The 25059-nt window shown below is 69.7% G+C and carries 26 protein-coding genes; 12 read left to right on the top strand and 14 right to left on the bottom strand.

From position 1 onward, the window contains the following. Positions 1-675 (bottom strand): response regulator transcription factor, encoded by a 675-nt coding sequence (locus ABD289_RS07265; RefSeq protein ID WP_344127962.1) that lies wholly within the window; start codon positions 673-675, stop codon positions 1-3. Between the two features lie 122 nt (positions 676-797). On the opposite strand from ABD289_RS07265, the gene hisN reads away from it, so the two are divergent. Then, on the top strand, positions 798-1571 hold the full coding sequence (gene hisN, locus ABD289_RS07260) for a histidinol-phosphatase (protein WP_344127960.1): 774 nt from the start codon (positions 798-800) through the stop codon (positions 1569-1571). 23 nt (positions 1572-1594) lie between these two features. Here the strand turns inward: hisN and ABD289_RS07255 are convergent, their stop codons facing one another. The 5 genes from ABD289_RS07255 to ABD289_RS07235 form a co-directional block, all read right to left on the bottom strand. Further along, positions 1595-3406 carry a DUF2339 domain-containing protein gene (locus ABD289_RS07255; RefSeq protein ID WP_344127958.1) on the bottom strand — a complete coding sequence of 604 codons (1812 nt, stop codon included), beginning with the start codon at positions 3404-3406 and terminating at the stop codon, positions 1595-1597. A 68-nt stretch (positions 3407-3474) separates the two neighbouring features. After that, positions 3475-3774, bottom strand: coding sequence for a hypothetical protein (locus tag ABD289_RS07250; protein ID WP_344127955.1), 300 nt, complete (start codon positions 3772-3774; stop codon positions 3475-3477). Beyond that, positions 3771-5825, bottom strand: coding sequence for a glycohydrolase toxin TNT-related protein (locus tag ABD289_RS07245; protein ID WP_344127953.1), 2055 nt, complete (start codon positions 5823-5825; stop codon positions 3771-3773). Before ABD289_RS07245 ends, ABD289_RS07250 begins: the two co-directional genes overlap by 4 nt. A gap of 2 nt (positions 5826-5827) precedes the next feature. Continuing rightward, the gene (locus tag ABD289_RS07240; RefSeq protein WP_425564591.1) at positions 5828-6157 is read right to left on the bottom strand and encodes a hypothetical protein; all 330 of its coding nucleotides are present in this window, start codon (positions 6155-6157) and stop codon (positions 5828-5830) included. After that, the gene (locus ABD289_RS07235; protein ID WP_344127951.1) at positions 6154-6621 is read right to left on the bottom strand and encodes a YbaB/EbfC family nucleoid-associated protein; all 468 of its coding nucleotides are present in this window, start codon (positions 6619-6621) and stop codon (positions 6154-6156) included. Before ABD289_RS07235 ends, ABD289_RS07240 begins: the two co-directional genes overlap by 4 nt. Before the next feature lie 185 nt (positions 6622-6806). Between ABD289_RS07235 and ABD289_RS07230 the strand changes: the two genes are divergently transcribed. Next, positions 6807-7256 carry a MaoC family dehydratase gene (locus ABD289_RS07230; protein ID WP_344127949.1) on the top strand — a complete coding sequence of 150 codons (450 nt, stop codon included), beginning with the start codon at positions 6807-6809 and terminating at the stop codon, positions 7254-7256. Here the strand turns inward: ABD289_RS07230 and ABD289_RS07225 are convergent, their stop codons facing one another. The 3 genes from ABD289_RS07225 to ABD289_RS07215 form a co-directional block, all read right to left on the bottom strand. Further along, complete coding sequence (locus ABD289_RS07225; RefSeq protein WP_344128093.1) at positions 7257-8177, bottom strand: hydroxymethylglutaryl-CoA lyase; 921 nt, start codon at positions 8175-8177, stop codon at positions 7257-7259. A gap of 20 nt (positions 8178-8197) precedes the next feature. Beyond that, complete coding sequence (locus ABD289_RS07220; protein ID WP_344127947.1) at positions 8198-8719, bottom strand: PH domain-containing protein; 522 nt, start codon at positions 8717-8719, stop codon at positions 8198-8200. Positions 8720-8791: 72 nt separating this feature from the next. Continuing rightward, complete coding sequence (locus ABD289_RS07215) at positions 8792-9622, bottom strand: biotin--[acetyl-CoA-carboxylase] ligase (RefSeq protein ID WP_344127945.1); 831 nt, start codon at positions 9620-9622, stop codon at positions 8792-8794. Between the two features lie 101 nt (positions 9623-9723). Here ABD289_RS07215 and ABD289_RS07210 point away from each other — a divergent pair, with 101 nt between their 5' ends. From ABD289_RS07210 to ABD289_RS07180, 8 genes are all read left to right on the top strand, one after another. Beyond that, complete coding sequence (locus ABD289_RS07210; protein WP_344127943.1) at positions 9724-10356, top strand: Maf family protein; 633 nt, start codon at positions 9724-9726, stop codon at positions 10354-10356. Between the two features lie 119 nt (positions 10357-10475). Next, the gene (locus ABD289_RS25320) at positions 10476-10556 is read left to right on the top strand and encodes a putative leader peptide (protein WP_425564601.1); all 81 of its coding nucleotides are present in this window, start codon (positions 10476-10478) and stop codon (positions 10554-10556) included. Positions 10557-10740: 184 nt separating this feature from the next. After that, positions 10741-12042 carry a dicarboxylate/amino acid:cation symporter gene (locus tag ABD289_RS07205; protein WP_344128091.1) on the top strand — a complete coding sequence of 434 codons (1302 nt, stop codon included), beginning with the start codon at positions 10741-10743 and terminating at the stop codon, positions 12040-12042. Between the two features lie 101 nt (positions 12043-12143). After that, positions 12144-12530 (top strand): DUF1707 SHOCT-like domain-containing protein, encoded by a 387-nt coding sequence (locus tag ABD289_RS07200; RefSeq protein ID WP_344127941.1) that lies wholly within the window; start codon positions 12144-12146, stop codon positions 12528-12530. 45 nt (positions 12531-12575) lie between these two features. Next, complete coding sequence (locus tag ABD289_RS07195; RefSeq protein ID WP_344127938.1) at positions 12576-13259, top strand: DUF3558 domain-containing protein; 684 nt, start codon at positions 12576-12578, stop codon at positions 13257-13259. Between the two features lie 172 nt (positions 13260-13431). Beyond that, positions 13432-13806, top strand: a complete 375-nt coding sequence (locus ABD289_RS07190; protein WP_344127936.1) for a hypothetical protein — start codon at positions 13432-13434, stop codon at positions 13804-13806. Between the two features lie 5 nt (positions 13807-13811). Then, positions 13812-14648, top strand: a complete 837-nt coding sequence (locus ABD289_RS07185) for a PPE domain-containing protein (RefSeq protein WP_344127934.1) — start codon at positions 13812-13814, stop codon at positions 14646-14648. After that, complete coding sequence (locus ABD289_RS07180) at positions 14645-15454, top strand: ESX secretion-associated protein EspG (protein WP_344127932.1); 810 nt, start codon at positions 14645-14647, stop codon at positions 15452-15454. The genes ABD289_RS07185 and ABD289_RS07180 overlap by 4 nt, the downstream gene beginning before the upstream one ends. Here the strand turns inward: ABD289_RS07180 and glpD are convergent. Then, the gene (glpD, locus tag ABD289_RS07175; RefSeq protein ID WP_344127930.1) at positions 15427-17163 is read right to left on the bottom strand and encodes a glycerol-3-phosphate dehydrogenase; all 1737 of its coding nucleotides are present in this window, start codon (positions 17161-17163) and stop codon (positions 15427-15429) included. The two genes, ABD289_RS07180 and glpD, sit on opposite strands and share 28 nt — an antisense overlap. Positions 17164-17251: 88 nt before the next feature. Continuing rightward, entirely contained in the window at positions 17252-18070 is an 819-nt protein-coding gene (locus tag ABD289_RS07170) for a DeoR/GlpR family DNA-binding transcription regulator (protein WP_344127928.1), read from the bottom strand. Positions 18071-18473: 403 nt separating this feature from the next. Between ABD289_RS07170 and ABD289_RS07165 the strand changes: the two genes are divergently transcribed. Both ABD289_RS07165 and glpK read left to right on the top strand, forming a co-directional pair. Beyond that, a complete protein-coding gene (locus ABD289_RS07165; protein WP_344127926.1) occupies positions 18474-19223 on the top strand; it encodes an MIP/aquaporin family protein in 750 nt (249 codons plus the stop codon). A gap of 24 nt (positions 19224-19247) precedes the next feature. Next, positions 19248-20750: a glycerol kinase GlpK gene (glpK, locus tag ABD289_RS07160; protein ID WP_344127924.1), complete on the top strand. Its 1503-nt coding sequence runs from the start codon at positions 19248-19250 to the stop codon at positions 20748-20750. 289 nt (positions 20751-21039) lie between these two features. Here glpK and ABD289_RS07155 read toward each other — a convergent pair whose 3' ends face one another. From ABD289_RS07155 to ABD289_RS07145, 3 genes are all read right to left on the bottom strand, one after another. Beyond that, positions 21040-22236, bottom strand: coding sequence for a macrolide family glycosyltransferase (locus ABD289_RS07155; RefSeq protein ID WP_344127921.1), 1197 nt, complete (start codon positions 22234-22236; stop codon positions 21040-21042). Between the two features lie 893 nt (positions 22237-23129). Further along, positions 23130-23537, bottom strand: a complete 408-nt coding sequence (locus ABD289_RS07150; protein ID WP_344127919.1) for a thiol-disulfide oxidoreductase DCC family protein — start codon at positions 23535-23537, stop codon at positions 23130-23132. A gap of 22 nt (positions 23538-23559) precedes the next feature. Beyond that, positions 23560-24963 carry an NAD(P)H-quinone dehydrogenase gene (locus tag ABD289_RS07145; protein ID WP_344127917.1) on the bottom strand — a complete coding sequence of 468 codons (1404 nt, stop codon included), beginning with the start codon at positions 24961-24963 and terminating at the stop codon, positions 23560-23562. Positions 24964-25059 lie beyond the last annotated feature (96 nt).

Raw genomic sequence — 25059 nt, 5'->3', positions numbered from 1 at the left:
TCAGTCCGCGTTGAACCGGAAACCGACGCCGCGCACCGTGGCGATCCGGGTCTCGTCCAGGCGCCCGTCCCGACCGCTGAGCTTGCGGCGCAACCAGGAGATGTGCATGTCGAGCGTCTTGCTGCCCTTGCGGTCGGACTCCGGCCAGACCTGCTCGAGGATCTCCTCCCGGGTCACGACCTGGCCGAGGTGCTGCATCAGCACCCGCAGCAGCTCGTACTCCTTGTTGGCCAGCTGGACCTCTTGCTCGTCGACCAGCACCCGCCGCGCCGTCAGCTCCAGCCGCACGCCGGATGCCTCGAGGGTTTCCGGAGCGCCGCGGCGCAGCAGGGCCCGGATCCGGGCCATCAGCTCGGCCAGCCGGAAGGGCTTCGCGACGTAGTCGTCGGCACCGGCGTCGAGGCCGACCACGAAGTCGACCTCGTCGGTTCTGGCGGTGAGCATCAGCACAGGCAGTCCGCGGCCCTGCGCGCGGAGCCGGCGGCACACCTCCAACCCGTCCATCTCGGGCAGTCCCAGATCCAGGACGAGCAGATCAACACCTCCCGCCGCGGCGATGCGCAGCGCGGAGGGACCGTCCTCGATCACCTGCACCGAGTAGCCCTCGCGCTGCAGCGCCCGGGACAACGGCACAGCGATGGCCGGATCGTCTTCTGCCAGCAACACCACGCTCACACCGTCCAGAGTAGTTGCCGGTCGAGATCGCGTCCGCCTCGCGCCCGAGGCTCGGCGGACGTGCGGGTTCTCACCTCCGCCCTCGACGCGGGCCGGATTCACCGCGGGCTAGGCTCGGACGCGTGACCAGCGATCTCGTTCTCGCCCAGCAGCTGGCCGATGTTGCCGACTCGATCACCGCGACCCGTTTTCGGGCGCGCGATCTCAGCGTCGACCGCAAGCCCGACCGCACGCCGGTGACCGACGCGGACCTCGCGGTGGAGGACGCCGTGCGCGAGGTGCTCGCCGAGCACCGCCCGAGCGATGTCGTGGCCGGGGAGGAACGCGGCGGCGACGTCGGCGCGGGCCGCGCGTGGGTGCTGGACCCGATCGACGGCACCAAGAACTTCCTGCGCGGCATGCCGGCCTGGGCGACGCTGATCGCGCTCGTCGACCGGGGACGCCCCGTCCTGGGCATGGTCAGCGCTCCGGCGCTGGGCAAGCGCTGGTGGGCCGCCACCGGTGCGGGCGCGTGGTGCCGGACGGGTGCGGCCGAGCCGGAACCGATTTCGGCCTCCGGCGTGCGGAACCTGTCCGATTCGTACGTTTCCACCACCCATCTCGGCACCTGGGTCGAGCACCACTCGCGCGATGCCTACCTGCGGCTGGTCGACGCCTGCTGGGAGAACCGGGCCTTCGGCGACTTCTGGCAGCACTGCCTGGTCGCCGAGGGCGTGATCGACATCGCGGCGGAGCCGATCGTCAACCCGTGGGACGTGGCAGCGGCGCAGGTGCTCGTGGAGGAGGCCGGCGGCAGGTTCACCGACCTCTCCGGCGAAGCCCGCTACGACGGCGGCAACGCGCTGTCCACCAACGGCCACCTGCACTCCGAGGCTCTGCGGCTGCTCGAGCGCTGAGCAGCCGCCCGCAGGGCAGCTGCTCAGCTCGACCGGGCTTCGCGGCCCAGCAGCCGGGCGTAGCCCACTCCCGCGGTGAGCAGGAACAGACCCGCGCAGAGGAACGCGATCACGCGGGCGAAGCCGTCCAGCGTGGCCAGGTCGAACAGCAGCAGTTTGGCCAGGGCCACCGCGGTCAGCACCATGCCCCCGATGCGCAGGTGCTTGATCCGCACGCCGCGCAACAGCATCGCGATCGCGGCGATCACCCAGCAGAGCGTGATCAGGATGTGCCCGGCGAGGAACGCGCCGCGCGCCTCGGACACCAGCAGGCAGGCGGCCATGATGGCGCTGGCCGTGCCGTAGAGCGCGGCGATCAGCGCCACCGCCCACGCCGCCATCGAGCCGGGCAACCTGCCGAGCTTGCCGATCCCCGCCCCGGCAACCGGCAATGCCACCGCGACAGCGGTGATCAGCAGCCCGGCGACCAGGCCCGGAACTCCGGTCCCCTCGCGGAACCACAGCATCGCCGAGATCGGCGCCTCGTTGGCGACGGCGATCCAGAAACCGACCAACGCGTACACGGCAGAGCCCAGCAGGATCCCACCGCGACGCAGCGAGTACCCCGCGATGGCCAGCACCAGGGCTTCGCACAGCAGCGCCGTCGCCCAGCTCGAGGAGTCCAAGGCGCTCGCGGTGGCCTGCGCGGCGGCGACCAGCGCCATCGCGCCGGTGGCGGTCAAGAACCGCCCGGACAGCCACTCGGTGAACGCCGGGAAGTAGCGGCCGACCGCCCAGATCGCGGCCAGCAACAACGTCATCCCCGCCCCGGTCGCGGTCGCCTCGACGCGTTCCAGCAGCAGCGGACCGGCGAGGAACGCCGGTGCCGGGGAAGCCACGAGCAGGCCGATGTTGGTGCGCTCGGCATCCGGCCGGGCCCCGGCGGTGATCGCGGCTACCACCACGCCGAGCACCGAGGCGGCGAAGATCGAGAGAGTCAGCGCATCGTTCGGGAAGCCGAGGGAGTAGATCGTGCCGATCAGCGCGGCAAGGACCGCGGGGAAGCCCGCCACCAGGGCGAGACCGTTCCAGCCCCGGCGCACCTGAACGGGCGTTGCCGCGACCTGCAGGAGCAGCAGGAACGCGACCAGCGGAGCGGTCGGCGCGGTGGTGATCAGGGGAGCGCAGATCGCGGAGCCGAGCACGACGCCGACCGCGAGCACCTGAGCTCGCCAGCGGTCGGCGAGGAGCAGCCCGCCCAGCGCAATCGCCAGGCCCGCGCCGAGCCCCACGGCTACCGGCAGGAACCGGTACAGCGCGGTCGCGGCGACCGCATCCAGGAACAGCGCGGCGAATCCCGTGCTGGCCAGCGCGATCCCGGCGATGCGCTGCTCAGCGGCCTTGTGATGCACCCACCAGCCCGCCGCGATCAGCAGCGCGGCCAGCGCCGCACCACCACCGACCCGGGCCACCGGCCCGATCCAGTCCTGCTGCACGGCCAGGACGAGCAGGAACACCACACCGAGCAGGGTGATCCCGCCACCGCCCCAGGCCAGCACGCGGCCGGGTTCGAAGTCTGCGCGCAGCCGCCGTCGCGGGACGGCCTTGGCCGTGTCCTGCTTCGGGTACGGCGGCAACTGCGATTTCGGCTGCGCATCCGCTGCTTCGGCTGCGGTGGGATCCCCCGCAGCCGGTTCGGCTGCCGGTTGCGGAGCCGCGGGCTGCGGTGCCTGCTGCTGAGCCTGGGCGGCCGCATGCGTCTGCAACACGCTGCCGAGGTAGGACAGGCGCTGCCCGATTGCGTTCAACTCACCTGCGACGAGCTGCAGGGGGTCGTCGGTCTGCGGTTGCGACATGGGGACATGCTCCGCACCGCGCCTGGAGCAGACATCCGTAGCACTACTCAGATCCCGTCACGGCCCGGTCAAGGCCGGGGGATGCCCTGCGGCGGCGTGCTGGTCACGTCGACCTGACCGACCACGCCGCGCAACGCCTGGGTCCAGGTGAGCCTGCCGAACAGGTAGAAGCAGGCTACCTGCTCGTCGCTGAACCTGGCCCAGTCGTAGCGGTTGCCCTGCTCGCGCCAGAAGACCTCCCACGCGGTCGTGCCATCGGCCTCATCGCGGATCAGGCACCAGGCGTCGTCCACCTCGCCGCCGATGGAGACCAGTTCCTCGGGCACTCCCATCGCCAGGAGCCAGCCCAGCACGGACTCGCTGTTCATTCGGCCTCCTGCTCGTCACCGGCTGCCGGTTCGGCTCCGCCGGACATTCTGATGCGCACTGTCGAGGCCTCCGAGTTGCGGCGGACCCGGGTCAATTCCACCAGGTATCCCAGGCCGACCAGGTCGACCGCCGAATAGGTGGCGCGATAGCGCACACCGCCGCCGGGCTGCTCGAACCACGGCGCGACCACCGACCACCACATCGGAAGTGGCCGGATCACCCGATAGCTGCGGTGCTCGCGCTCGGCGTGCTCGGCGGGCAGGGACCGGTGCGCGAACGGTGTCGCCGCGGCGAAGAAGAACCTCCCCGTTCCGTCGCCGAGCAGATCCAGCACGGTCTCCGGTTCGAGCACCACGGGCTGCCCGGATTCCCGACCGCCCTCCGGGAAGTCCGCGGCGGGAGGCCACACGTAGGCGCTGTTCGCGCCATCACCGGTGCTGTAGCGGTGTTCCCAGTCGAGCTCGCTGAGTTCGCCGAGCGGATCGTGCCCGGAGAGCAGACTCTCGGGCAGAGCCGCCGGTTCGGCTCGTTCCAGGCGTTCCTGCCGCGCCGCCGGGTAGAGCTCGCCCGAGCGAACACGACCGAGGGCCTCGGCATCGTCGACCAGCCGGGATTCCGGGTGGTCCTGCGGCGGGAAGTTCAGCCCCGGGCGCGGGTTTTCGACCTCCGGTGGCGGGAGCTGCCTGCTCGCGCCGTGCGAAGCGACGGGGAGGTTCCCGATCGGGAACTGGTGCAGGACGATCGCGACGGCGTCGGGGTTGCGCGGGCCGTTGCGCAGCCCTCGTTGCGGGGACTCCGGTCCCTGCGCCTGCACCTGCTGCGGCGGGCTCTGCGGAGGCATCAGCGGAGCGCGTCGCACCTGCTGCCCGTTGGGCTGCTGCCCGTTGGGCTGCTGCTGGTTGGGCTGCTGCTGGTTGGGCTGCTGCTGGTTGGGCCCTGGAGCCTGCGGACCGGCGCCAGGGCGCGCGGGCGGAGCCGGCGGGCCTGCCTGGCCGTACGCACCCGGAGCCTGCGCGGGTGGGCGGGACGCGCCCGCGCCGGGCTGCGGTGCGGGCGCAGCGGCACCACCCGCGTTCGAACCCGCGAACCCGCCCGGTGATGCGGCGTAGCCGCCCTGCTGCGCGGCCGACGGACCGAACGCCTGCGGCGGCTGTCCTGCCGGCTGCGCAGGCTGCGGCGGCCCGGCGGCCCAGGCCGGCTGCACCGCGTGCGGGGCCGTCATCGATGCCGGATCCGTACCGGAAGGCCAGTTCGCGGAATTCGTCCCGCCGGTCACCGGGATCGGCCCGGTGCTGGAAGCCGCGACGTCCCGGCCAATCTCGCCAGGTTCCGCACCCACCGGGCCGCCCTCGCCGACCCGCCCCGGCGGGATGTCCTCGCTCGCCTGCTGTGCACCTGTTGCCACTCCCCCAACGCTCTCCTGCGCGCCGAACGCGGCGGCACCGGCCGCATCCGGCGCTTCCTGGCGCGCACCTGCGGCCACATCCTCCACTGTGGACGCCGCCAACCCGGTGGCCGCCCCCTCGGGGCGGTTTCCACCATCCACGACTGCACCCGCTTCCGGACCGACAGCGGCGGCGAGGCCGTCGTGCAGCCTGGCGGCGTTGGCCGCCGCACCGCGCACCGTCGAGTCGAGGGCCGCCAAGGCCTGCGGATGTCCGGACTTCGCCGCCTGTTCCGCGACGTCGGTCTGCTTGGCCAGTTCGGTGAGTTCGCGCACCAGCTGCACCTTTGTCTCACCGATCCGGTCCGCCGCGTGGTCGAGCCGGTCGGCTGCGGCCGTGCACTCCCGCGCCGAAACCGGAATGATGCCGTCCTGGTCGACGAAGCCGTCCCATTCCCGGGCAGCCGCTCGCGCAGCAGGCCCGTCGAAGGACCGCAACGCGTTCTGCGCGGTGGCGTCCGCGCTACCGGCCAGGGTCTCGATCGATTTTGCGGCATCGCGCCAGGCGGCGGCCGACTCGCGCATTCGGTCCTCATCCGCTGCGGGCCAGCGCACGCCCGCCTTCGCGGCGACCCCGGCGAGTTCCGCGGGAAGTTCAATGCCCATGGTCACTCACCTCTGTCCGCGAGTCGGTCTAGCTCTGCGGCATTGGCCGAATCGGTGCGGCGGCTCGTCTCCGCGGTGGCGGCAAACTCGTCCCCCACCTCGCGAAGCCGCTCCGGGAGCTCCTCGACGGCGGCCAAGGCCGCCTCGGCGGGGCCGCGGTGGGTGGCCGAAAAGCGCTCGCCGATCTCGTCGTCGCCCCAGCAGGCACCCGCCGATTCGACCGCTTCCCGCAGGGTCGCGGCGATGCGCCGGGCATGGCTCGCGTGATCGGCGAATTCACCCGCGTGCTCGGTCAGGCGCGTGAAGTCGTTGCGGAAACCACCCATGGTCACGTCCGTTTCACCGGTCCCGACTGCAGCCAGCTCGACTGCGAGAGGTCCTCCTCGGTGGTGTCGTACGCGGGCCGGGATCGCTGATCCGGCTCGGCCTCCGGTTCCGGAGCGGCGACCTCGCCCAGCAGCAGCTCCGGATCGGTGCCCGCGGGCAACACGGCGGCCAGGACCTCGGCGGCACGCGCGGCGGCCGTGGCCGCAGCTTGGCCGGTCAACCACACGATCGTCGCGGCGAGCTCCGCGGGGCGCAGCCGGCGGTAGACGTCGTCGGCCAGCACCACCTCGCGCAGCACGCCCCGATGGCCGACCACGACGCGCACGGTGCCGTCGGAGTTGGAAGCCTCCGCCGTGACGGCCGCGAGTTCGCGGTGGGTCTGCTCCAGGCGATCCCGGCTGTGCCGGTAGTCCGCCAGCAACTCCTCCACCTCAGCGCGGTGGTCCTGGGCGCTTCGGTCCGTTGGCACTGCCGCTCCCTCCGTGCTCGCGGGCGGCTCTCGGGCTTGGCGCACGCGCTTACCCGCCGATGGTTCCATGCCGAGGCCGCGATTTCACCGCCCGCACGAAGGTTCGAACGAAGCTCACAGCCCCGATCACCTGGTGTGATCGGACTCGCAGCCTCCACAACGGGCCCGGCTGGGACGATGAGCGCATGGGCGGCATCGCATACGAGGACCTGACTCCGGGCACGACGTTCGACCTCGGCGAGGTCACGGTCGATCACGCGGAGATGCTGGCTTTCAACGAGCGCTTCGACCCGCAGCCGTTCCACCTCGACGAGGAAGCCGGCCGGAACTCGGTGCTGGGCGGGCTGTGCGCCTCGGGCTGGTTCACCGCGTCGCTGTGGATGCGCACCTACGTCGACCACGTGCTCAACGGGTCGACCTCGCAAGGCTCTCCCGGTGGCAACGAGCTGGCGTGGCCGGCACCGGTGTACCCCGGCGACGTGCTCCGGTTCGGCATGGAGGTCACCGGGCAGCGGCGTTCGCGCAGCAAGCCGAACCTCGGCCTGGTGGAGATCACCGGAACCGCCGACCGCGACGGCGAGCGCGTCCTGCGCTTCAGCTTCGTCGGCATGTTCGGCACGCGCGAGCAGGGCTAGCTACGCGGCGAGGGCCTTGACCACCCGGGACGGGCTCGGGCGCCCGAGCTTGCCGGACATCCAGACGCTGGTGTCCACCAGGGCACCGAGATCCACCCCGTGGCCGATGCCGAGGCCGTCGAGCATCCACACGAGGTCTTCGGTGGCGAGGTTGCCGGTGGCCGACTTCGCGTACGGACACCCGCCGAGGCCACCGGCCGAGGAGTCGACCGTGGACACGCCGAGCCGCAGCGCGGCGTAGGTGTTGGCCAGGGCCTGGCCGTAGGTGTCGTGGAAGTGCACCGCGATCCGGTCCATCCCGACCCCGGCGGCCGCGAAGGCGCCGAGCAGGGACTCGACCTGCCCCGGAGTGGCGACCCCGATGGTGTCGCCCAGTGACAGCTGGTTGCAGCCCATCTCGAGCAGGCGCTTGCCGACCCCGACGACCTGTTCGGCGGGCACCGGCCCTTCCCACGGGTCGCCGAAGCACATCGACAGGTAGCCGCGCACGGACAGCCCTTCCCGCACGGCGCGGTGCACGACCGGGTCGAACATGGCGAACTGCTCGTCCAAGCTGCGGTTGAGGTTGCGACTGCTGAACGCCTCGGTGGCTGCGGCGAAGATCGCGATCTCGGCCACCCGGGAATCCAGCGCGCGGTCCAGACCGCGCTCGTTGGGCACCAGCACCGGGTAGCGCACGCCGGGAGCCCGCTCGAGCTGCGCGAGGAGTTCGGTCGCGTCGGCCAGCTGCGGAACCCACTTCGGGTGCACGAAGCTGGTCGCCTCCAACACGCCGAGCCCGGCATCGGCCAAGCGCCGCAGGAACTCGATCTTGACCTCCAGCGGCACGGTGTCCTGCTCGTTCTGCAGCCCGTCGCGCGCGCCGACCTCCCAGATCGTCACCTCGCGCGGCAGCTCCGCCTGCGGCGACGGAATCTGCATCGGCAGCCCGAGTTCACGTGTCACCGGCCCTCCTCGAGGTGCGGGTCGAAATCGTCGTGCGGGTCGTCGTTGACCTCGCGGTAGAGCAGCGTGTGCACGTGCTCGACCTTCGGGATGTCGTCGAACTCCAGCGGCTCGTCGGATGCCGATTCGACGACGAGGGTGCCGCAACCGAGCATCCGGTCCAGCAGGCCGTGCCGGAAGCGCACCGAGTTGATCCGCGACATCGGGATGTCGATGCCGGTGCGGGTGAACACGCCCTCACGCACCATCAGCCGATGCGTGGTGACCACGAAATGCGTGGTGCGCCAACGCACGAGCGGTGCCAGGGTGCACCAGATGATCAGCACGGCGCCGAGTGCGCCGAGCCCGATCCAGATCGGCAACCGCCAGGCCATGCCCGCTACGAGCGCTGCGAGGTAGGAGCCGCCACCGACCACCACGAGCAGCACCAGCACGGGAAGCACCAGCATCTTCCAATGCGGATGCTTGTGCACGACCACGTACTCGTCCGCACCGAGCAGGCCGTCCGGGTAGGCCACCGCGTCCCCTTCCTCGAGCGAATCGCCGACCGACGATCACGTTACCGCCCGCCGCGCGGGCCGTATCGCCGCTCACGCCCGGCGCACGTGCACGACGTCACCAGCCGCTACCGGAGTCCTCCCACCGTCAGCGGATTGCACCACCAGCCGTCCGGAGGTGTCGACGTCGACGGCCGTTCCGCGCAGCGTGCTGTCACCACCGAGTTCCACCCGCACCTGCTGCCCGATGGTCCAGCACAACCGGCGGTAGCGCGCCAGCAGACCGCTCGCCTCCACGTCCCCCGCGCAAGCGCGCCACTGCGAGTCGACCGCGGCCAACGCGGTGAGCAACGCCACTGCGAACTCCTCGCGATCGACGTCGGCACCCTCCGCCGCCAGAGAGGTGGTCGGCAGGCCACCCGTGCCTCCGGGGAGCTCGTCCCGCTGCTGCAGGACGTTGACCCCCATGCCCAGCACGATCGCCATGCCGTCCTGGCCGGCGACCATCTCGGAGAGGATCCCGGCGCCCTTGGACCACTCGCCTCCCGAACCGAGCAGCAGGTCGTTCGGCCACTTCATACCGGCCGCAACGCCGGTGGTGCCCTCGACGGTCTCGGCGAGCGCGATTCCGGCGAGCAGCGGCACCCAGGCGAGCTCCGAGGGCGGCACCTGCGGACGAAGCAGCACGCTCACGAACAAGCCCTGGCCGCGCGGGGAGACCCATTGCCGCTGCAAGCGGCCGCGTCCGTCCCGTTGCTCCTCGGCGAACAGGACCGTGCGGTCGGCGGCGCCACGCCCGGCCGCCGCGGCCAGATCGGTGTTGGTCGACCCGGTCACGTCCACCACGTCCAACGCCGCGTACGTACCGTCGTCGACCAGCTGCTCGCGCAACCGCCCAGCGTCCAGCCCGGCCCCACTACTCATGAGGACCAGCCTAGGCCAGGGACTGATCCGCTCCGCCATCGCGAGCCGCAGGCGGTTCCTGGCGAGCGCGGTCGGCGGAGGCGGTCGGCTAGGATCGCGGCGTGCGTTTCGTGCTTGCTTCGGCTTCTCCCGCCAGGTTGTCCGTGCTGCGTTCGGCCGGGATCGAACCCCTCGTGCGGGTTTCCGGAGTCGATGAGGAAGCGGTGACCAGGGCGGTGCCCGAAGCCGGCCCCGCCGAACTGGTCACCGCGCTGGCCACCGCCAAGGCCGATTCGGTCGTGGCCGAGGTCGCCGCCGAGGTACCGGAGGCGGTGGTGGTCGGCTGCGACTCGATGTTGCTGATGTCCGACGGGGAGATCGTCGGCAAACCCGGCACGACCGAGGCCGCTGCCGAGCGCTGGACGCACAACTCGGGCACCGAAGGACAGCTGATCACCGGGCACTCGATCGTCCGCCTGCAGCGGGGCGAGGTCACCGCGCGCACCGAAGGCAGCCTCGGCACCACCGTCCGCTTCGGCACCCCGACCGCTGCCGAGCTCGAGGCCTATCTGGCCACCGGGGAACCGCTGCACGTCGCCGGGGGTTTCACGCTGGAGGGCTTCGGCGGTTGGTTCATCGAGGGCGTCGACGGCGACCCGTCGAGCGTGCTGGGCATCAGCCTTCCGCTGACTCGCAAGTTGCTCACCGAGGTCGGCGTCAGCGTCGTGGACCTGTGGAAATCTGACGCGGAGTGACACCGCACTGACGCGCTGAATAATTCGCCCCCGTTCGCTGAGCCGACGGGGTGAACGCAGCCACAATTCATGCCCACCCGGGACTTTATGCCCCGTTCGAGTGGTTATGAATATTCGCGATGAGCACCCTGCGACCGCTCTACCTGACTTCTCGCCTGCACGTCGATCTGCGACGGCAGGCCAGCTGCGTCTGTCGCTGAACCCATCGAGCCCGCCCTGACCAGGTTGTCAGCGCGCCGGGCCTTCGACCTGCTGCGGTCCTTTCGCCGTCGGCGCCGACTCGCGTCGTCCCGGCACCCATCTCTTTAGCGACTTCGGGAGATCCCTGTGTCCACTTCCGCCGGCTCGGCTGACGCCGGATCCACCACCTCCGGGCCAAAGCGCCTGCGGTTCAACCCCAAGCTATTCGCCATCGCCGTCGTGGCCTCGCTGGTGCTCGGTGCGCTGCTCGGCTGGATCGCCAAGCAGACCGGGGCCGACTGGCTGGTCACCGTGCTCGACACCATTGGCTCGACGTTCACCAACCTGCTCAGCTTCACGGTCCTGCCGCTGATCTTCACCGCGATCGTGGTGGGCATCAACAGCCTGCGGGAAGTCGGCGGCGGACGCACCGCCGCGAGGCTGGGCGGTAAGACGGCGCTGTGGTTCGCCATCACCTCGTTGATCGCGGTGACCATCGGACTGGTCGTCGGCAGGCTGTTCAACCCCGGCCGCGGACTGGTCATCGAGCCGGACCCGGACAAGCTCCAGGCGATCGGCGAGAAGACCCAGGGATCCTGGCTGGATCTGATCAACGGCCTCGTCCCGGACAACCTGATCAGCGCCTTCTCCGAGGGCGAGACGCTGCAGGTGGTGTTCATTTCGCTGATCATCGGCGCGGCCACCTACAGCCTGGGTGAAAAGGCGGCTCCGTTCGTCGAGTTCAACAAGGCCGCTTTCGAGGTCATCCAGCGCGTGCTCGGCTGGATCATCCGGATCGCGCCGCTGGGCACCCTCGGCCTGATCGGCAACGCGGTGGCCAGCTACGGCAACGAGTTCTTCATGCCGCTGCTGAAGCTGATCGGATCGACCTACGCGGCCTGCGCACTCGTGCTGTTCGCGGTGTACCCGCTGCTGCTGGCGCTGGTGGCCCGGGTCAGCCCGTTGCAGTTCTTCGCCAAGGCGTGGACCACGCTGCAGTTCGCGTTCGTCTCCCGCTCCTCCGGCGCCAGCGTGCCGCTGAGCAAGCAGACCGCCGAGAGCCTGGGAGTGCCCTCCTCCTACGCGAGCTTCGCGGTACCGCTCGGCAGCACCACCAAGATGGACGGCTGCGCGGCGATCTACCCCGCCGTGGGGTCGATCTTCATCGCGAATCTCTTCGGCATCCACCTGGGCCCGGCCCAGTACCTGACGATCGTGGCCGTGGCCGTGTTCGGTTCGATCGCGACCGCCGGCGTGACCGGTTGGTTCACCATGCTGACCCTGACCGTCGGCGCGTTGGGCTTCCCGCCCGCGGCGGTGGCCACCGGTATCGCCATCGCCTACGCGGTCGACCCGATCATGGACATGATGCGAACCATGACCAACGTCGCCGGCCAGATCACGGTGCCCGTCGTGGTCTCCCGCACCGAGGGACTCCTCGACGACGAGGTCCGGAACCAGCCCGCCAATCCGGTGCTGCCCAGCCGCGAGCTGGCGAGCGCCTGAGCCGGTCGGCCCGGTGAACGCGCGGCTCCGACGCGTTCACCGGGCCGAAAATCCGGGCCGCACCGCTCCTGAATCAGGCCCGCGCTCCGTAGGATGAAGGCGTGGACAACGGTCGGCAGGGCAGAAACCTCCGCATCGGCGATCCCGAGCGGGAGCAGGCGATGCGACTGCTCGGCGAGCACTTCTCCGCCGGGCGGTTGGAGATCCACGAGTACGACGAGCGCTGCAGGCAGATCGCGCAGGCGCGCTTCGGCTCGGAACTGGACGTCCTGTTCAACGACCTCCCGTCACCGCGCCCGAACGATCGCGCGGCCTCGTCGACTCCGGCGCCGCAGAACCCCGGGATCCCGTCGAGGGCCGGGAAGATCGTCCTCGCGGTGGGCGCGGTGGTCCTGCTGCTCTTCCTGGTGGTCGTCGCCCGGCAATTCGGCCTGGTGCTACTGCTCCCGCTGGTGGCGATCTTCTTCTTCACCCGGCGGCGCGGCTGACGACCTACCGTCACCCGACGGGTACATTTCGTTACGGTGAGAGCTATGCATAGCTCGCGGTCCACTGGGGCGCGGCGCCTGAGCGCGTTGCTCGGCCTCAGCGCGCTCACCCTCACCGGATGCGGCCTCTGGCAGTCCTCCCCCACGGCGGCCACCGCACCCCCGCATCCACCATCGGCTCCGCCGACCACCAGCGAGGCAGCACCGTTACCGCCGCGGCCGTTCGAACTGAACTTGCAGGACAGGGACCCGTGCCAGCTGCTGACCCAGGGACAGCGAAGCGAGCTCGGGTTCGACCGCGAGCCGCAACCCGACTCGGAAGCCGGGTTCGGAAACGCCGCCACCTGCAGCTACCGCAACACGACCGCGAAGGTGGGAGCACGGCTGGCGCTGATCACCACCGAGGGCATGAGCGTGTGGACCGACGACACCGCCCAGGTGGACGCCACCCCGATCTCGGTCGACGGCTTCCCCGGGCTCGTGATCAAAACACCCGGCCTGGACCTGACCTGCAACGTCGCGGTGGACACCGCGGAAGGCCAGCATCTCGACGTGCTCTACCGCGACGACGGCGGGGAGCCGCCGCCACCGGTGGACCAGCTCTGCGAGGGCGCCAAGCGAGTCGCCGAGGAAGCGGTGCGCTCGCTGAAGGCACCGCCGACCTCGGCCACGGCGCCATCCGAATCCGCCCCGGAGGAGATGTCGCCGAAGAGCGATTCGGGGGAATAGCGCCCCCTCCATTCACACCCCAGCTGTGGACACACCACGCGCATGGAGCACTCCCGGGCGTGATCAATCCTGATTAGGGTGTTGGTCGAACGCTTGCCGGTGACGCCGGCGCTGGGCGCCCGTCTGGGGGCAGTACGGGCCGCCGATGTTTGGGACCCGTACCTGTGGAGGGATGGCTGTGCCGCTGCCCGGTTCCTCGGACGATGGTTCGACTCAGGGATTGCCCGGATTACCGGGTGGTTCGATGCAGGTCGAGCCGTCCACGATTCCACGACTGGTCGACGCGTTGCAGGATTCGTTGGATCAGGTGGGCGTGCAGATCGAGCACGCCATCACCGAACTGCGGATTCGCCCGTGGGCGGGCGACCCGGTCAGTTCCGAGGCCGCCGAGCGGTTCAACGAACGATCGGTCGGCAGTGGTGAGGACGCGCTGACCGCGTTGTGCGGGTACCGCGACCAGCTGCAGGCGGCCGCCGATGCGCTGGCGCGAGCCGGCCGGGAGTACGGCCGGATCGACCACAGCAGCGCCTCCGAGTTGGGCGGCTGAGCGACATGGGCGACCACCGTTGGCAGGGCTACCGGCACGCGGAGTTGTACGAGCAGATCCACCGGGGACCCGGTCCGGACTCCTCCACTGCGAGCGTGCACCGCTGGAACGAGTTGACCCGGGCACTGCAGCAAATCGACGACGGTCTGGCGGCAGCCGCGACAGCCGCGGCGAGCGAGTGGCGGGGCCTCGCGGCGGACAGCGCGCGCTCGGGTCTGCGCCCGTTGGGCGAATGGGCGGCGCTGGCCGGGCAGGCCGCCGAGGTGATGCGGGAACGAGCCCGGCAACAGGCGGAGTTCATCGAGAAGGCGCGCAGGGACATGCCGCCACCGGTGCAGGTGACCAGCGAGGATCCGGGCGCTGCCGTGTCCGCGCTGACCCACCTGTTCGGTGGGCAGACCGACTACGAGGTACAGGAAGCAGCCCAGCACGCCGCCGAACAGCGAGCGTTCGACGTGATGGCCACCTACGAGACCTCCACGCGGGCCAACCTCACGTCACTGGCCTCCTTCTCGCCCCCACCGCAGGTGGTGGTCGAAGCGCCGGGCACTGGACCGCCCGGCGGGAGCGGCGGTTCCGCCCAGGTGACGATCAGCTGGAAGGCCACCGGCACTCCAGCCGCGCCGATCGCTCCCGCCCCGCGTGCACCAGCGGATGCCCGGCAGCTCGAACGCGCCGAGCACCACGGCCCGGCGCGTTCGAGCGCGGACCGCAAGCAGGTCAAGCACCACGACGAACCCCCGGACAGCTCGGTCACCGAGCGGCTGGGACGACGGGGCGGCTTCTTCGACGAGCCGCAGATGTCGGCCCGACCGGTCATCGGTGGTGAACCTGGTCGATGAACGCCCTCGACACCGCCGAGACGGGCCTGTCGACGCTGGAGTTCGACGTGCTGACCGAGCACCTGGGCATCCCGCGGGTACCGCTCGTGCTGAAAGTGCCGTCACCCGGCCGCACCCGCTCCGAACGCGCAGGACTGGTGGAAGCCGCGTGGCGATCGCTCGGCCAGCGAGGGTTGGGCGATCCGGGCGGTCTCGATCCGGAGCTGGAGCGGATGCTGCGGTTGCTGACCGACAACGAGCGCGAGGTCGACGGACGGCTCTGGCTGCAACGCAGCATCCGGGTCTTCGCGGCCGCCGATTCCGAGCGGGCCGTGCTGGTGACCAAGGACGAGACGCTGAACCTCCGCCCGATCTCGCCCGCCGGGCTGCCGCGCGAGGCGGTCGCGGTGCTGCCGCAGCTACCGCCCGGTCCGGGTCGCTCGGTCTCGGTGCGCAGCGCCGATCTCGACGCGGCAGCAGCGGAGGCCGGGGCGAGCCCGGAACGGCTGCCCGGCGAACTGCGCCGGCTCGGCGTTCGCGCGGACGACGCCGAGGCCCTGGCCGAGATGGTTGCCGGAGCCACCTCTCGCGGCCAGTTCGGCGCTGCCAAATGGAGACGCGGCCGCCGGGAACGCGCCGAGCGGGTCATCGGTTTCTTCGACACCGCGCACGGACGCTACGTCCAGCTGCGTCGGCGATCCCCCTCCGGGGAGGAGTGGAGCACGATCACGCCGGCGGAGCACCTCCGGCTGGCCGGTCACCTCGCCGAGCTCCTCGACGAGGTGACCGAGAACCGGAATCACTCCACGGGGTCGAGCAGCTCCTGACGAGCCTCCGGCGCGGCGGTGCGCCTGGCCACCGCGGTCTGGTCGTCCGGCTCGTTCTGCGAGGCCCGCTCGGCCTCGACCCGCTTGGTGTAGACGTCGATCTCGCGCGCGATCGTCGCCTCGTCCCAACCGAGGACCTCGGCCATCAGGCGAGCCACCGGCTCGGCGCACTCGACACCGCGGTGCGGGTACTCGATGGAGATCCGGGTGCGCCGGGTGAGCACATCTTCCAGGTGCAGAGCGCCCTCGTGGGTGCAGGCGTAGTAGACCTCGGCCTGCAGGTAGTCCGGTGCGGCCGGAACGGGCTTGAGCAGCTCGGGACGGTCATCGCCCGCCGCCAGCACGTCGTGGATCTGCGAACCGTAGCGGTCGAGCAGGTGCCGGATCCGGTACGGGTGCACGCCGTGCTGGGCCGCGAGCTGGTCGGCCTGGTTGACCAGCGCGTGGTAGCCATCGGCTCCGAGCAGCGGCACCTGGTCGGTGATCGACGAAGCCACCCGGGCGGGGATGTCCGAGGAGACGGCGTCGACCGCATCGGCGGCCATCACCCGGTAGGTCGTGTACTTGCCACCCGCGATGGCCACGAGACCCGGTGCGACGCGGGCGACCGCGTGCTCGCGGGAGAGCTTCGAGGTCTCCTCGCTCTCGCCGGCGAGCAACGGCCGGAGGCCGGCGTAGACGCCCTCGATGTCGTTGTGCGTCAACGGTGTCGCGAGCACCGAGTTGACGTGCTCCAGCAGGTAGTCGATATCGGACTTGGTGGCTGCCGGGTGCGCGAGATCGAGGTGCCAGTCGGTGTCCGTGGTGCCGATGATCCAGTGGTTGTCCCACGGGATCACGAACAGCACGGATTTCTCGGTGCGCAGGATCATGCCGCTCTCGGCGACGATCCGGTCCCGGGGAACCACGATGTGCACGCCCTTGCTGGACCGAACGCGGAAGCGGCCCCGTCCACCGGAGAGGCTCTGCAGTTCGTCGGTCCACACACCGGTCGCGTTGATCACCGCGTTCGCGCGGATCTCCACCTCCTCGGTGGACTCCACGTCGCGCACCTTCACGCCCGCGACCCGATCCGCCTCCCGGACGAACCCGGTGACCTGGGTGGAGGTCATGACCACTGCGCCGTAGCGAGCGGCCGTGCGGGCCACGGTCATGGTGTGCCGGGCGTCGTCGGCCTGCGCGTCGTAGTAGCGGATACCGCCGATCATCGCGCTGCGCTTGAGCGCGGGCACCATCCGCAGCGCGCCCGCACGCGAGAGGTGCTTCTGCCCCGGCACCGAACTCGAGCCGCCCATGGTGTCGTACATCAGCAGGCCGGCTGCGGTGTAGGGGCGCTCCCAGAAGCGCTTGGTCAGCGGGTACAGGAACGGCACCGGTTTGACCAGGTGCGGAGCGATGCGGGTGAGCATCAGTTCGCGTTCCCGCAGAGCCTCGCGCACCAGGGAGAACTCCAGCTGCTCGAGGTAGCGCAGTCCACCGTGGAAGAGCTTGCTGGAACGGCTGGAGGTGCCCGCCGCCAGGTCGCGCGCTTCCACCAGCGCCACCCGAAGCCCTCGCGTGGCCGCGTCCAGCGCGGCACCGGCACCGGTGACACCGCCGCCGATCACCACCACGTCGAACTCCTCGGAGCCCAGGCGGCGCCAATTCTCGGCGCGCTCAGCGGGCCCCAGCGCGCCATTAATCCGGTTGTCGGTCTTGTCCTTGGACACCGCGTCCTCCTCGCTCGAATCGAGTCCCACCGTTAACCCCACCGCCGACGCGGAACGACTACTGGCACCCGCAGCGCCCCGGTGGTCATCATGCCCGACCAGTACTCTCCGTGCTCGACGCAGCAGGCCCCACCCGTTCGACCAACGCACCCCGGTCCCGCAGGACTTCGACTTCCCCGTTGGGGGTCTTCGAGTCCACGATCACGATGTCGAAGTCCTCGACGGGCGCGACCGCGTGCAGTGCGCGCCGTTGGAACTTGGTGTGGTCGACGTAGAGCACCTTGCGCTGCGCTGCGGCGAGCATCGCCTTCTTGATCTGCACCATCTCCTGCTGCGGATAGCAGCCGATGCCGTCGGTGACCGCCGAGACCGACATGATCGCCAAGTCGACGCGCAGGTTGCGCAGCGAGTCCAGGGCCATGCCACCGACGAAGGCGTCCGCCCACGCCAGGTAGTCGCCGCCGATGCAGATCAAGCTGATCCCGGGGGCGTTGGCCAGCTCGTTGAACACGCCGCGGTGGTTGGTCACCACCGTCAGCGGCGCCTTCTCCGGCAACAGCCGGGCCAGGTGCACGCCCGTCGTGGAGTCGTCGAGCACCAGCGCCTGGCCGGGTTCGACGAGTTCGGCGGCCTCGCGGGCGATCTCTTCCTTCTCCGCCTCGTTCTGCTGCAGCCGGTATTCCGAAGCGGCCTCGTACAGCAGGGACGACGCCGCCGAGACGTTCCCGCGGTTGCGGTGCACCAATCCCTGCGACTCGAGTTCGGCTAGATCGCGGTACACCGTCATCGCGCTGGCCCCGAGCGTGGCGACCAGGTCATCGATGCGCAACGTGCCCGCCTCCATCACCAGCTCGGTGATCTTGCGGCGGCGGTCCTGCTGCTTGCCGGACGGTCGGCGGCCGGACATGGGCGTTTCCTCGCTCCCGATGATCAGTTGATCCCGCGGCGCGCGGCGCCGCGTGGGATCACCATACAACTTGATAAAAACACCATCTTCATCGATGTGCAACGCTTCAAATCACACTCACTATGTGATTAAGTATCGCTAGGTAGCCGGGATCACCGCGGATCCACCCGCTCCCTCATCGGTGTCGCCCGCTGACGGAGTCGCTCGCGGACCTTCGGCGCTTCCGCGCTACCGACGGGCGAGCTCCGGATCCGGCGGTACAGCGCAGCGCCTCGCGGGCGACTGGCGGTACGCATCGTCACGTGTTGACATGCGGCAGTAGCGCCCCGACTCGCCCCAAGTCGGACATCAACCGAACGCCCGCCTGTGCCAACGGCGGCATGACGAGGGGAACGGGAAACAAATGCACAGTGTTGGCGATATCTTCTTCTGGGAGTTGTGCGGGACCGCGCTACTCACCCTGATGGGCTGCGGCGTCGTCGCCAACGTGACCCTGAACAAGAGCCTCGGCACCGGCGGCGGTTGGTTGCTCGTCAACTTCGGCTGGGGCTTCGCGGTTTTCACCGGTGCGAGCGTGGCTGCGCCTTCGGGTGCGCACATCAACCCGGCGGTCACGGTCGGCCTCGCGGTCTACGGCGAACTGCCCTGGGCGCAGGTGCCCACCTATCTCATCGCGCAAGTGACCGGCGCGACCCTCGGCGCGATCGTATGCTGGCTGGCCTACAAGCTGCAGTTCGACGAGCACGACGATCCGGCCAACACCCGCGGGATCTTCTGCACCGGTCCGACCGTGCCGAACAAGCCGTGGAACCTGGTCACCGAGATCATCGGCACCTTCGTGCTGGTGCTGTGGGTCATCACCAATCCGTCCGCCACCGCTGGAGAGGCCGGCGTACCGGACTTCGGCAACGCGGCGCTCGGCTACGCGGGCGTTGCATTCGTGGTCATCGGTATCGGTAACTCGCTCGGCGGGCCCACCGGGTACGCCATCAACCCGGCACGTGACCTCGGTCCGCGCATCGCCTACGCGATCCTGCCGATCCGCGGCAAGGGCTCTGCGGAGTGGGGCTACTCCTGGGTCCCGATCGCCGGACCGATCCTCGGTGGAGCGTTGGCGGCCCTCGTCGCACTCGCCCTGCCCGCCGCCAGCTGACCTGACAAGGAAGGTACAAGACCAATGGCCTCGTACGTCGCCGCGATCGATCAGGGAACGACCTCGACGCGCTGCATGATCTTCGACCACTCCGGCCGGGTCGTGTCCGTCGACCAGAAGGAACACCGCCAGATCTTCCCGCAGGCGGGCTGGGTCGAGCACGACCCCGAAGAGATCTGGAACAACACCCGCCAGGTGTGCGCGGGTGCGCTGGCCAAGGCCGATCTCGTGTCCTCCGAGATCGCGGCCTGCGGTATCACCAACCAGCGCGAGACGACCGTGGTGTGGGAGAAGGCCACCGGCAAGCCGGTGTACAACGCGATCGTCTGGCAGGACACCCGCACCGACGAGATCGTCAGCGAGCTGGCCCAGAACGGTGGCCAGAGCCGCTTCCAGGCCAAGACCGGGTTGCCACTGGCGACCTACTTCTCCGGCCCCAAGATCAAGTGGATGCTCGACAACGTCGAGGGCCTGCGGAAGCGCGCCGACAACGGCGAGCTTCTGTTCGGCAACATGGACACCTGGGTGCTCTGGAACAGCACGGGCGGCACCGACGGCGGGGTGCACGTCACCGACCCGACCAACGCCTCCCGCACGATGCTGATGGACCTGGAGACCCTGCAGTGGGATCCGGAGATCTGCGCCGAGATGGGCATTCCGATGTCCATGCTGCCGGAAATCCGCTCCTCCTCCGAGGAATACGGCAAGTTCCGCGCACGCGGGGTGTTCGCCGGGATCCCGATCACGGGCATCCTCGGTGATCAGCAGGCAGCCACCTTCGGGCAAGCCTGCCTGACGCCGGGCGAGGCGAAGAACACCTACGGAACCGGCAACTTCGTCCTGCTCAACACCGGCACCGAGCGGGTCATCAGCGAGAACGGACTGCTGACCACGGTCGGCTACAAGATCGGCAACAACGACACGATCTACTGCCTCGAGGGGTCGATCGCGGTCACCGGTTCGCTCGTGCAGTGGCTGCGCGACAACCTCGGCATCCTGGACAGCGCTCCGGAGGTCGAGGAAGTCGCCCGAACCGTCGAGGACAACGGCGGCGCCTACTTCGTGCCCGCGTTCTCCGGGCTGTTCGCCCCGCACTGGCGCTCGGACGCTCGCGGCGCGATCGTCGGCCTGACCCGCTTCATCAACCGCGGCCACCTGGCCCGCGCGGTGCTGGAGGCCACGGCCTTCCAGACCCGCGAGGTCATCGAGGCGATGAACGCCGACTCCGGTGTTCCGCTCAAGGCGCTGAAGGTCGACGGCGGCATGGTCGTCAACGAACTGCTCATGCAGTTCCAGGCCGACATCCTCGACGTCCCGGTGATCCGCCCGATGATCAACGAAACCACCGCGCTCGGCGCCGCCTACGCAGCCGGTCTCGCGGTCGGCTTCTGGGCTAGCGAGGACGACATTCGCAACAACTGGGCCCAGGACAAGCAGTGGGACCCGACCATGTCCGAGGAAGAGCGCGAGCGGCAGTACAAGCAGTGGCAGAAGGCGGTCACGAAGACCTTCGACTGGGTCGAGTGAGAGTCGACTGCCCGGGCGCCCCGGTACCAACCTTTCTGGTTGGTGCCGGGGCGCTTTTGGGTCTGGCCGAGGAAAGCACTCGGTCTGCGGCGGTTGCGGCTGTCGGCCGTGCGGGCTTCGAGCATCGTGCGGGTTTTGCGCGTGCCTGCGCAGGCTTCGCAGGTGAGGCTGGGGCGGGTGGCGCGTGCCGTGCGCGCCACCCGCCTATGCGGCCGCCGGACGGCGGCCGAGGGGGAAGCCGTCGCTGATTCCGGCGGCGTGGTCTCGGCTTTCGCCCGTGGTGCATCGGTCAATCCGGGAGATGGGACTCGATGATCTCGACGGCCTTGTGCACGCCGCCGGATTCCCGGACCTCCTGCCGGATCTGGTGAACGGAACGCTGGATGGACGGGTCCGTTGCGACGCGTTCCAACGCCGCGCGGAGCTCCTCCGCCGTGACCGTGTTCGCGTCGACCTGAACACCGAGCTGGAGCTCCTCGATCCGGGCCGCGTTGGCGAACTGCTCAGCCGCCTGCGGTGCTGCGATCAGCGGAACCCCGTGGTGCAAGCCCTCCATGACGCCGCCCATGCCCGCGTGCGTCAGGAAGGCCGATGCCCTGGAGAGCATCCGCAGTTGCGGAATCCACTGATGTGCCTCGACGTTCGGGGGAAGATCGCCGAGATCGGCCGGGTCGATGCTCTTGCCGGTGGACAGCACGACGTGCCAGTCGAGGCCGGCGTACGCCTGCAGGCACCGCCGGTAGAAGTCCAAGCGATCGGTGTAGGCCGAGCCCAGCGAGATCACCAGCACCGGCTCGTCGTCCGGTGCCTGCCAATCGCCTTGGAACGCGCGTTCGGAGAGCATCGGGCCGACGAAGGTGAACCGATCATCGACGCGATCGCCGAAGTACTGGAAGGAACGTGGAATCGTGACGATGGATCGCACCGGCCACCCGACGTCCTGGAAGGTCAGGTCGGTGCCCTGGCCGGCGAAGAACTCGTCGTAGCGGGCCCGGACCGCGGACTTCTCCGGCGTCATCTCCTGAACGCCGAAGACCTCCTCGAGCCCCTCGAAGTACACGTGCGTCGGGGACAGTTGTATTCGCGGGATGTCCCACTTCTCCGAGAGCACCAGGGCGGGGAACGCCGCGATGTCGTAGACGATCAGGTCCGGACGATCGGCCGAAAAGGCCCGTTCGACCTGCGGTAGGACCTCCTCGGTCTCGGCTAGGAACAGTTCCTGCGCCTCGGCCTCGTCCTCCGGCCACTCGTCCCGGGTCACGCCCGCCGATCCGGGCAGCAGCGATCGGTAGTGGACCGGGTTCGCGCCGGCTTCGGACACCTGCGGTGCGAAGTCCTCCGTGGTCGCGTAGCTGACGCGGTGCCCGTGCGCAACGAGCTCGGCGACCAGGCCCAAGCCGGGATTGACGTGCCCGTGGGCGGGAATGGCGAAGAAGGCGATGTGCGCCTTCTCGGTGCGGTAGAAGTTCTGCGCTGATGTGGACATGCGTCTACTCCCTGATCATCGCTCGAACGTCGAGCGGGTACGAATGACCGCCGCGCGGCGGGCTCGTGCACTCCGCGGCGCGGTAACTCGGTGCCGTCCATGACGGACTTGATCAGAGGTAAATCAGCGACTGCATGTCTCTAGGGCGATCTTTCAGCTTGGGGTTTGCGTGACGGAGCCGGTAGCGGAACCTCAGACGCCGCCGCGCTCCGGGATCCGCGACTTGAGTACGTCCAATACACGGCGCTGTGGCCGACGACGTCTGCGAACCCGCAGCGGTACGGGCTGCGCCCCACACCGCATGCGGCTAGCGCCGCATGCTGAAGGACACCCCAAGCTAATCGGAGGGACCGCCGGATGTCGCCTGAATTTCTCGATGACCACGACTCGATGACCACGAGGCTCGTCGGCGCCAGGTCGCTGGTCGACCCGACGCCGACGGCCCGTGACCGCCGAGCCTGCCTGGAATCCACTCTCGAATTGTCAAAGAGCAGTGACGGCTCGTCCCGAACGGGCGCCGGTCTTAGGAGACATTTCAGTTTGCGGTTTGCGTGGCGGTGCCGGGAGCGGAACCTCAGACGCCGCCGGGCTGCGGGATCCGCTGCTTGAGTAGCCACGGACCCCTTAGTCGGGGAAAACCGGCGCGGGGAACTGCGGAGAAAGATGCGCAGTGGCGCTATCGATCACGGTGGAGGCCGCGCGGGAAGCATGCCGTCGTTTGGCCACCGCAGGCGGAATTGGATGCGCCCATCACGGCGCGGAAAGATCGAACAACGCTGGGAACGAAGGAAGTTGAGCATGGCCGGTCACCTGCCGGTTGCCGAGTCGGTCGCGCTGACATCGACAACGCTACGACCGGAACGCACCGGGCGGTATTGGCCGTTCGGCCATTCTTACCGGGAGCGACCGCCTCGGTCGGTGCGCGGGCGCTGCTCCGGCGGGAGCTGGCAGGCCGGAGTGGCTCCCGGGAGGCGGTAGCGGTTGTCGGCCACCCACCGGTACGCGCGATCGGCGAGACCGCGCACCAGCGGGGCCGACATCAGGCGGCCGAGCAGTGGCCAGGGCACGCGGCAGGCCTTGAGGAGGTCGGCGACCGCCGCGGCACCACCGGAGATGCGGCCCGAGGTGGCCACCCACAGCACCTCGGCGCGGGCGCGCTCCTCGTTGGTGCCGAGTTCTGCCAGGTCCGCCTCCTGCCAGGGCAGCACGCGCATCCGCACCGGCAGGCGAGTCGCTGCCCGGACGCTGCGGGTGCAGAACCCGCAGTCGCCGTCGTAGATCAGCAGGGGACGTTCGGTCATGGCCACTCCCCCTCCGGGATGATCAGTCCAAGTCGTCGTGGCGCATCAGCAGCCTGCCCGCCTCGGTGAGCGAGCCGGACAGCGACGGGTACACCGAGAACGTGTTCGCCAGGTTGTCCACGGTCACCTGGTTCTGCACCGCCAGCGCGATCGGCAGGATCAGTTCGCTGGCGTTCGGGCCGACGACCACCCCGCCGACGACCACGCCGGTCTGCGGGCGGCAGAAGACCTTGAGGAAACCGCGCCGGAGACCTTCCATCTTCGCACGCGGGTTCGTCGCCAGCGGCATCGTCACCGTGCGCGCGGGCACCTCGCCGCTGTCGATCGCCTGCTGGCTGATCCCGACGGTGGCGATCTCCGGGTGGGTGAAGACGTTGGCGGCGACGGTCTTGAGCTTGATCGGCGTGACGCCCTCGCCCAGCGCGTGCCACATCGCGATGCGGCCCTGCATCCCGGCCACCGAGGCCAGCAGCAGCAGGCCGGTGCAGTCCCCGGCGGCGTAGATCCCGGGGACGTTCGTGCGCGAGACGCGGTCGACCGGGATGTAGCCGCTGCGGTCGACCTCGATGCCGACCCGGTCCAGGCCGAGCTCGTCGGTGTTGGGCACCGACCCGACGGTCAGCAGGGCGTGGCTGGCCTCCACCTTGCGCCCGTCGGCCAGGTGGATCAGCACGCCGTCGTCGGTGCGCTCCACCTTCTCGGCACGAGCGTGCTTGACGACCTCGGTGCCGCGCTCGGCGAAGACCTCTTCCAGCACGGCCGCGGCGTCGGCGTCCTCGTGCGGCAGCACGCGGTCCCGGCTGGAGATCATGCTGACCTTCACGCCCATCTCGGTGTAGGCGGAGGCGAACTCCACACCGGTGACACCGGAGCCGATCACGGCCAGGTGCCTGGGCAGCTCGGGCAGGTCGTAGAGCTGGCGCCAGGTCAGGATGCGCTCTCCGTCGGGCTCGGCGCCCTTGAGGATGCGCGGCGTGGCTCCGGTGGCGATGAGCACGACGTCAGCGGCGAGTTCCTCGAAACCGCCATCGGCGAGATCGACGCCGATCTGGTGGACGGCCATGCCCTTGGTGGAGTTGGCGAACCGCGCGCGCCCCGGCAGGATCCGCACACCTTCGCGGCGGACCCGGGAGCGGATGTCGGCGGACTGCGCCAGGGCCAGTCCCTTGACCCGGCCGTGCACGACCGCGACCTCGACGTCGGAGTCGTCGTTGTTGGCCCGGATGCCGAGCTCGGCGGCGTCACGGATGGATGAGCGAGCGCCCGCCGAGGCGATGAAGGTCTTGGACGGAACGCAGTCGTAGAGCACGCAGGCCCCGCCGAGCCCTTCCGGCTCGACCAGGGTGACGTCCGCCCCGTTGGATGCTGCGACCAGAGCCGCCTCGTAGCCGGCCGGGCCGCCTCCCATGATCACGATGCGGGTCACTTCGTTGTCCTCCCCTGTACCACCTTGTGGGCGCCGGACCTACCGTACGCTGCGCGGAGGCCGGGCAAACCGGGTGGTGACGAGAGTGGTGAAGGA

Origin of the sequence: Saccharopolyspora halophila, from assembly GCF_039531955.1 — a bacterium.
GTDB lineage: Bacteria > Actinomycetota > Actinomycetes > Mycobacteriales > Pseudonocardiaceae > Saccharopolyspora > Saccharopolyspora halophila.
This window is presented reverse-complemented; position numbering and strand designations above follow the sequence as displayed.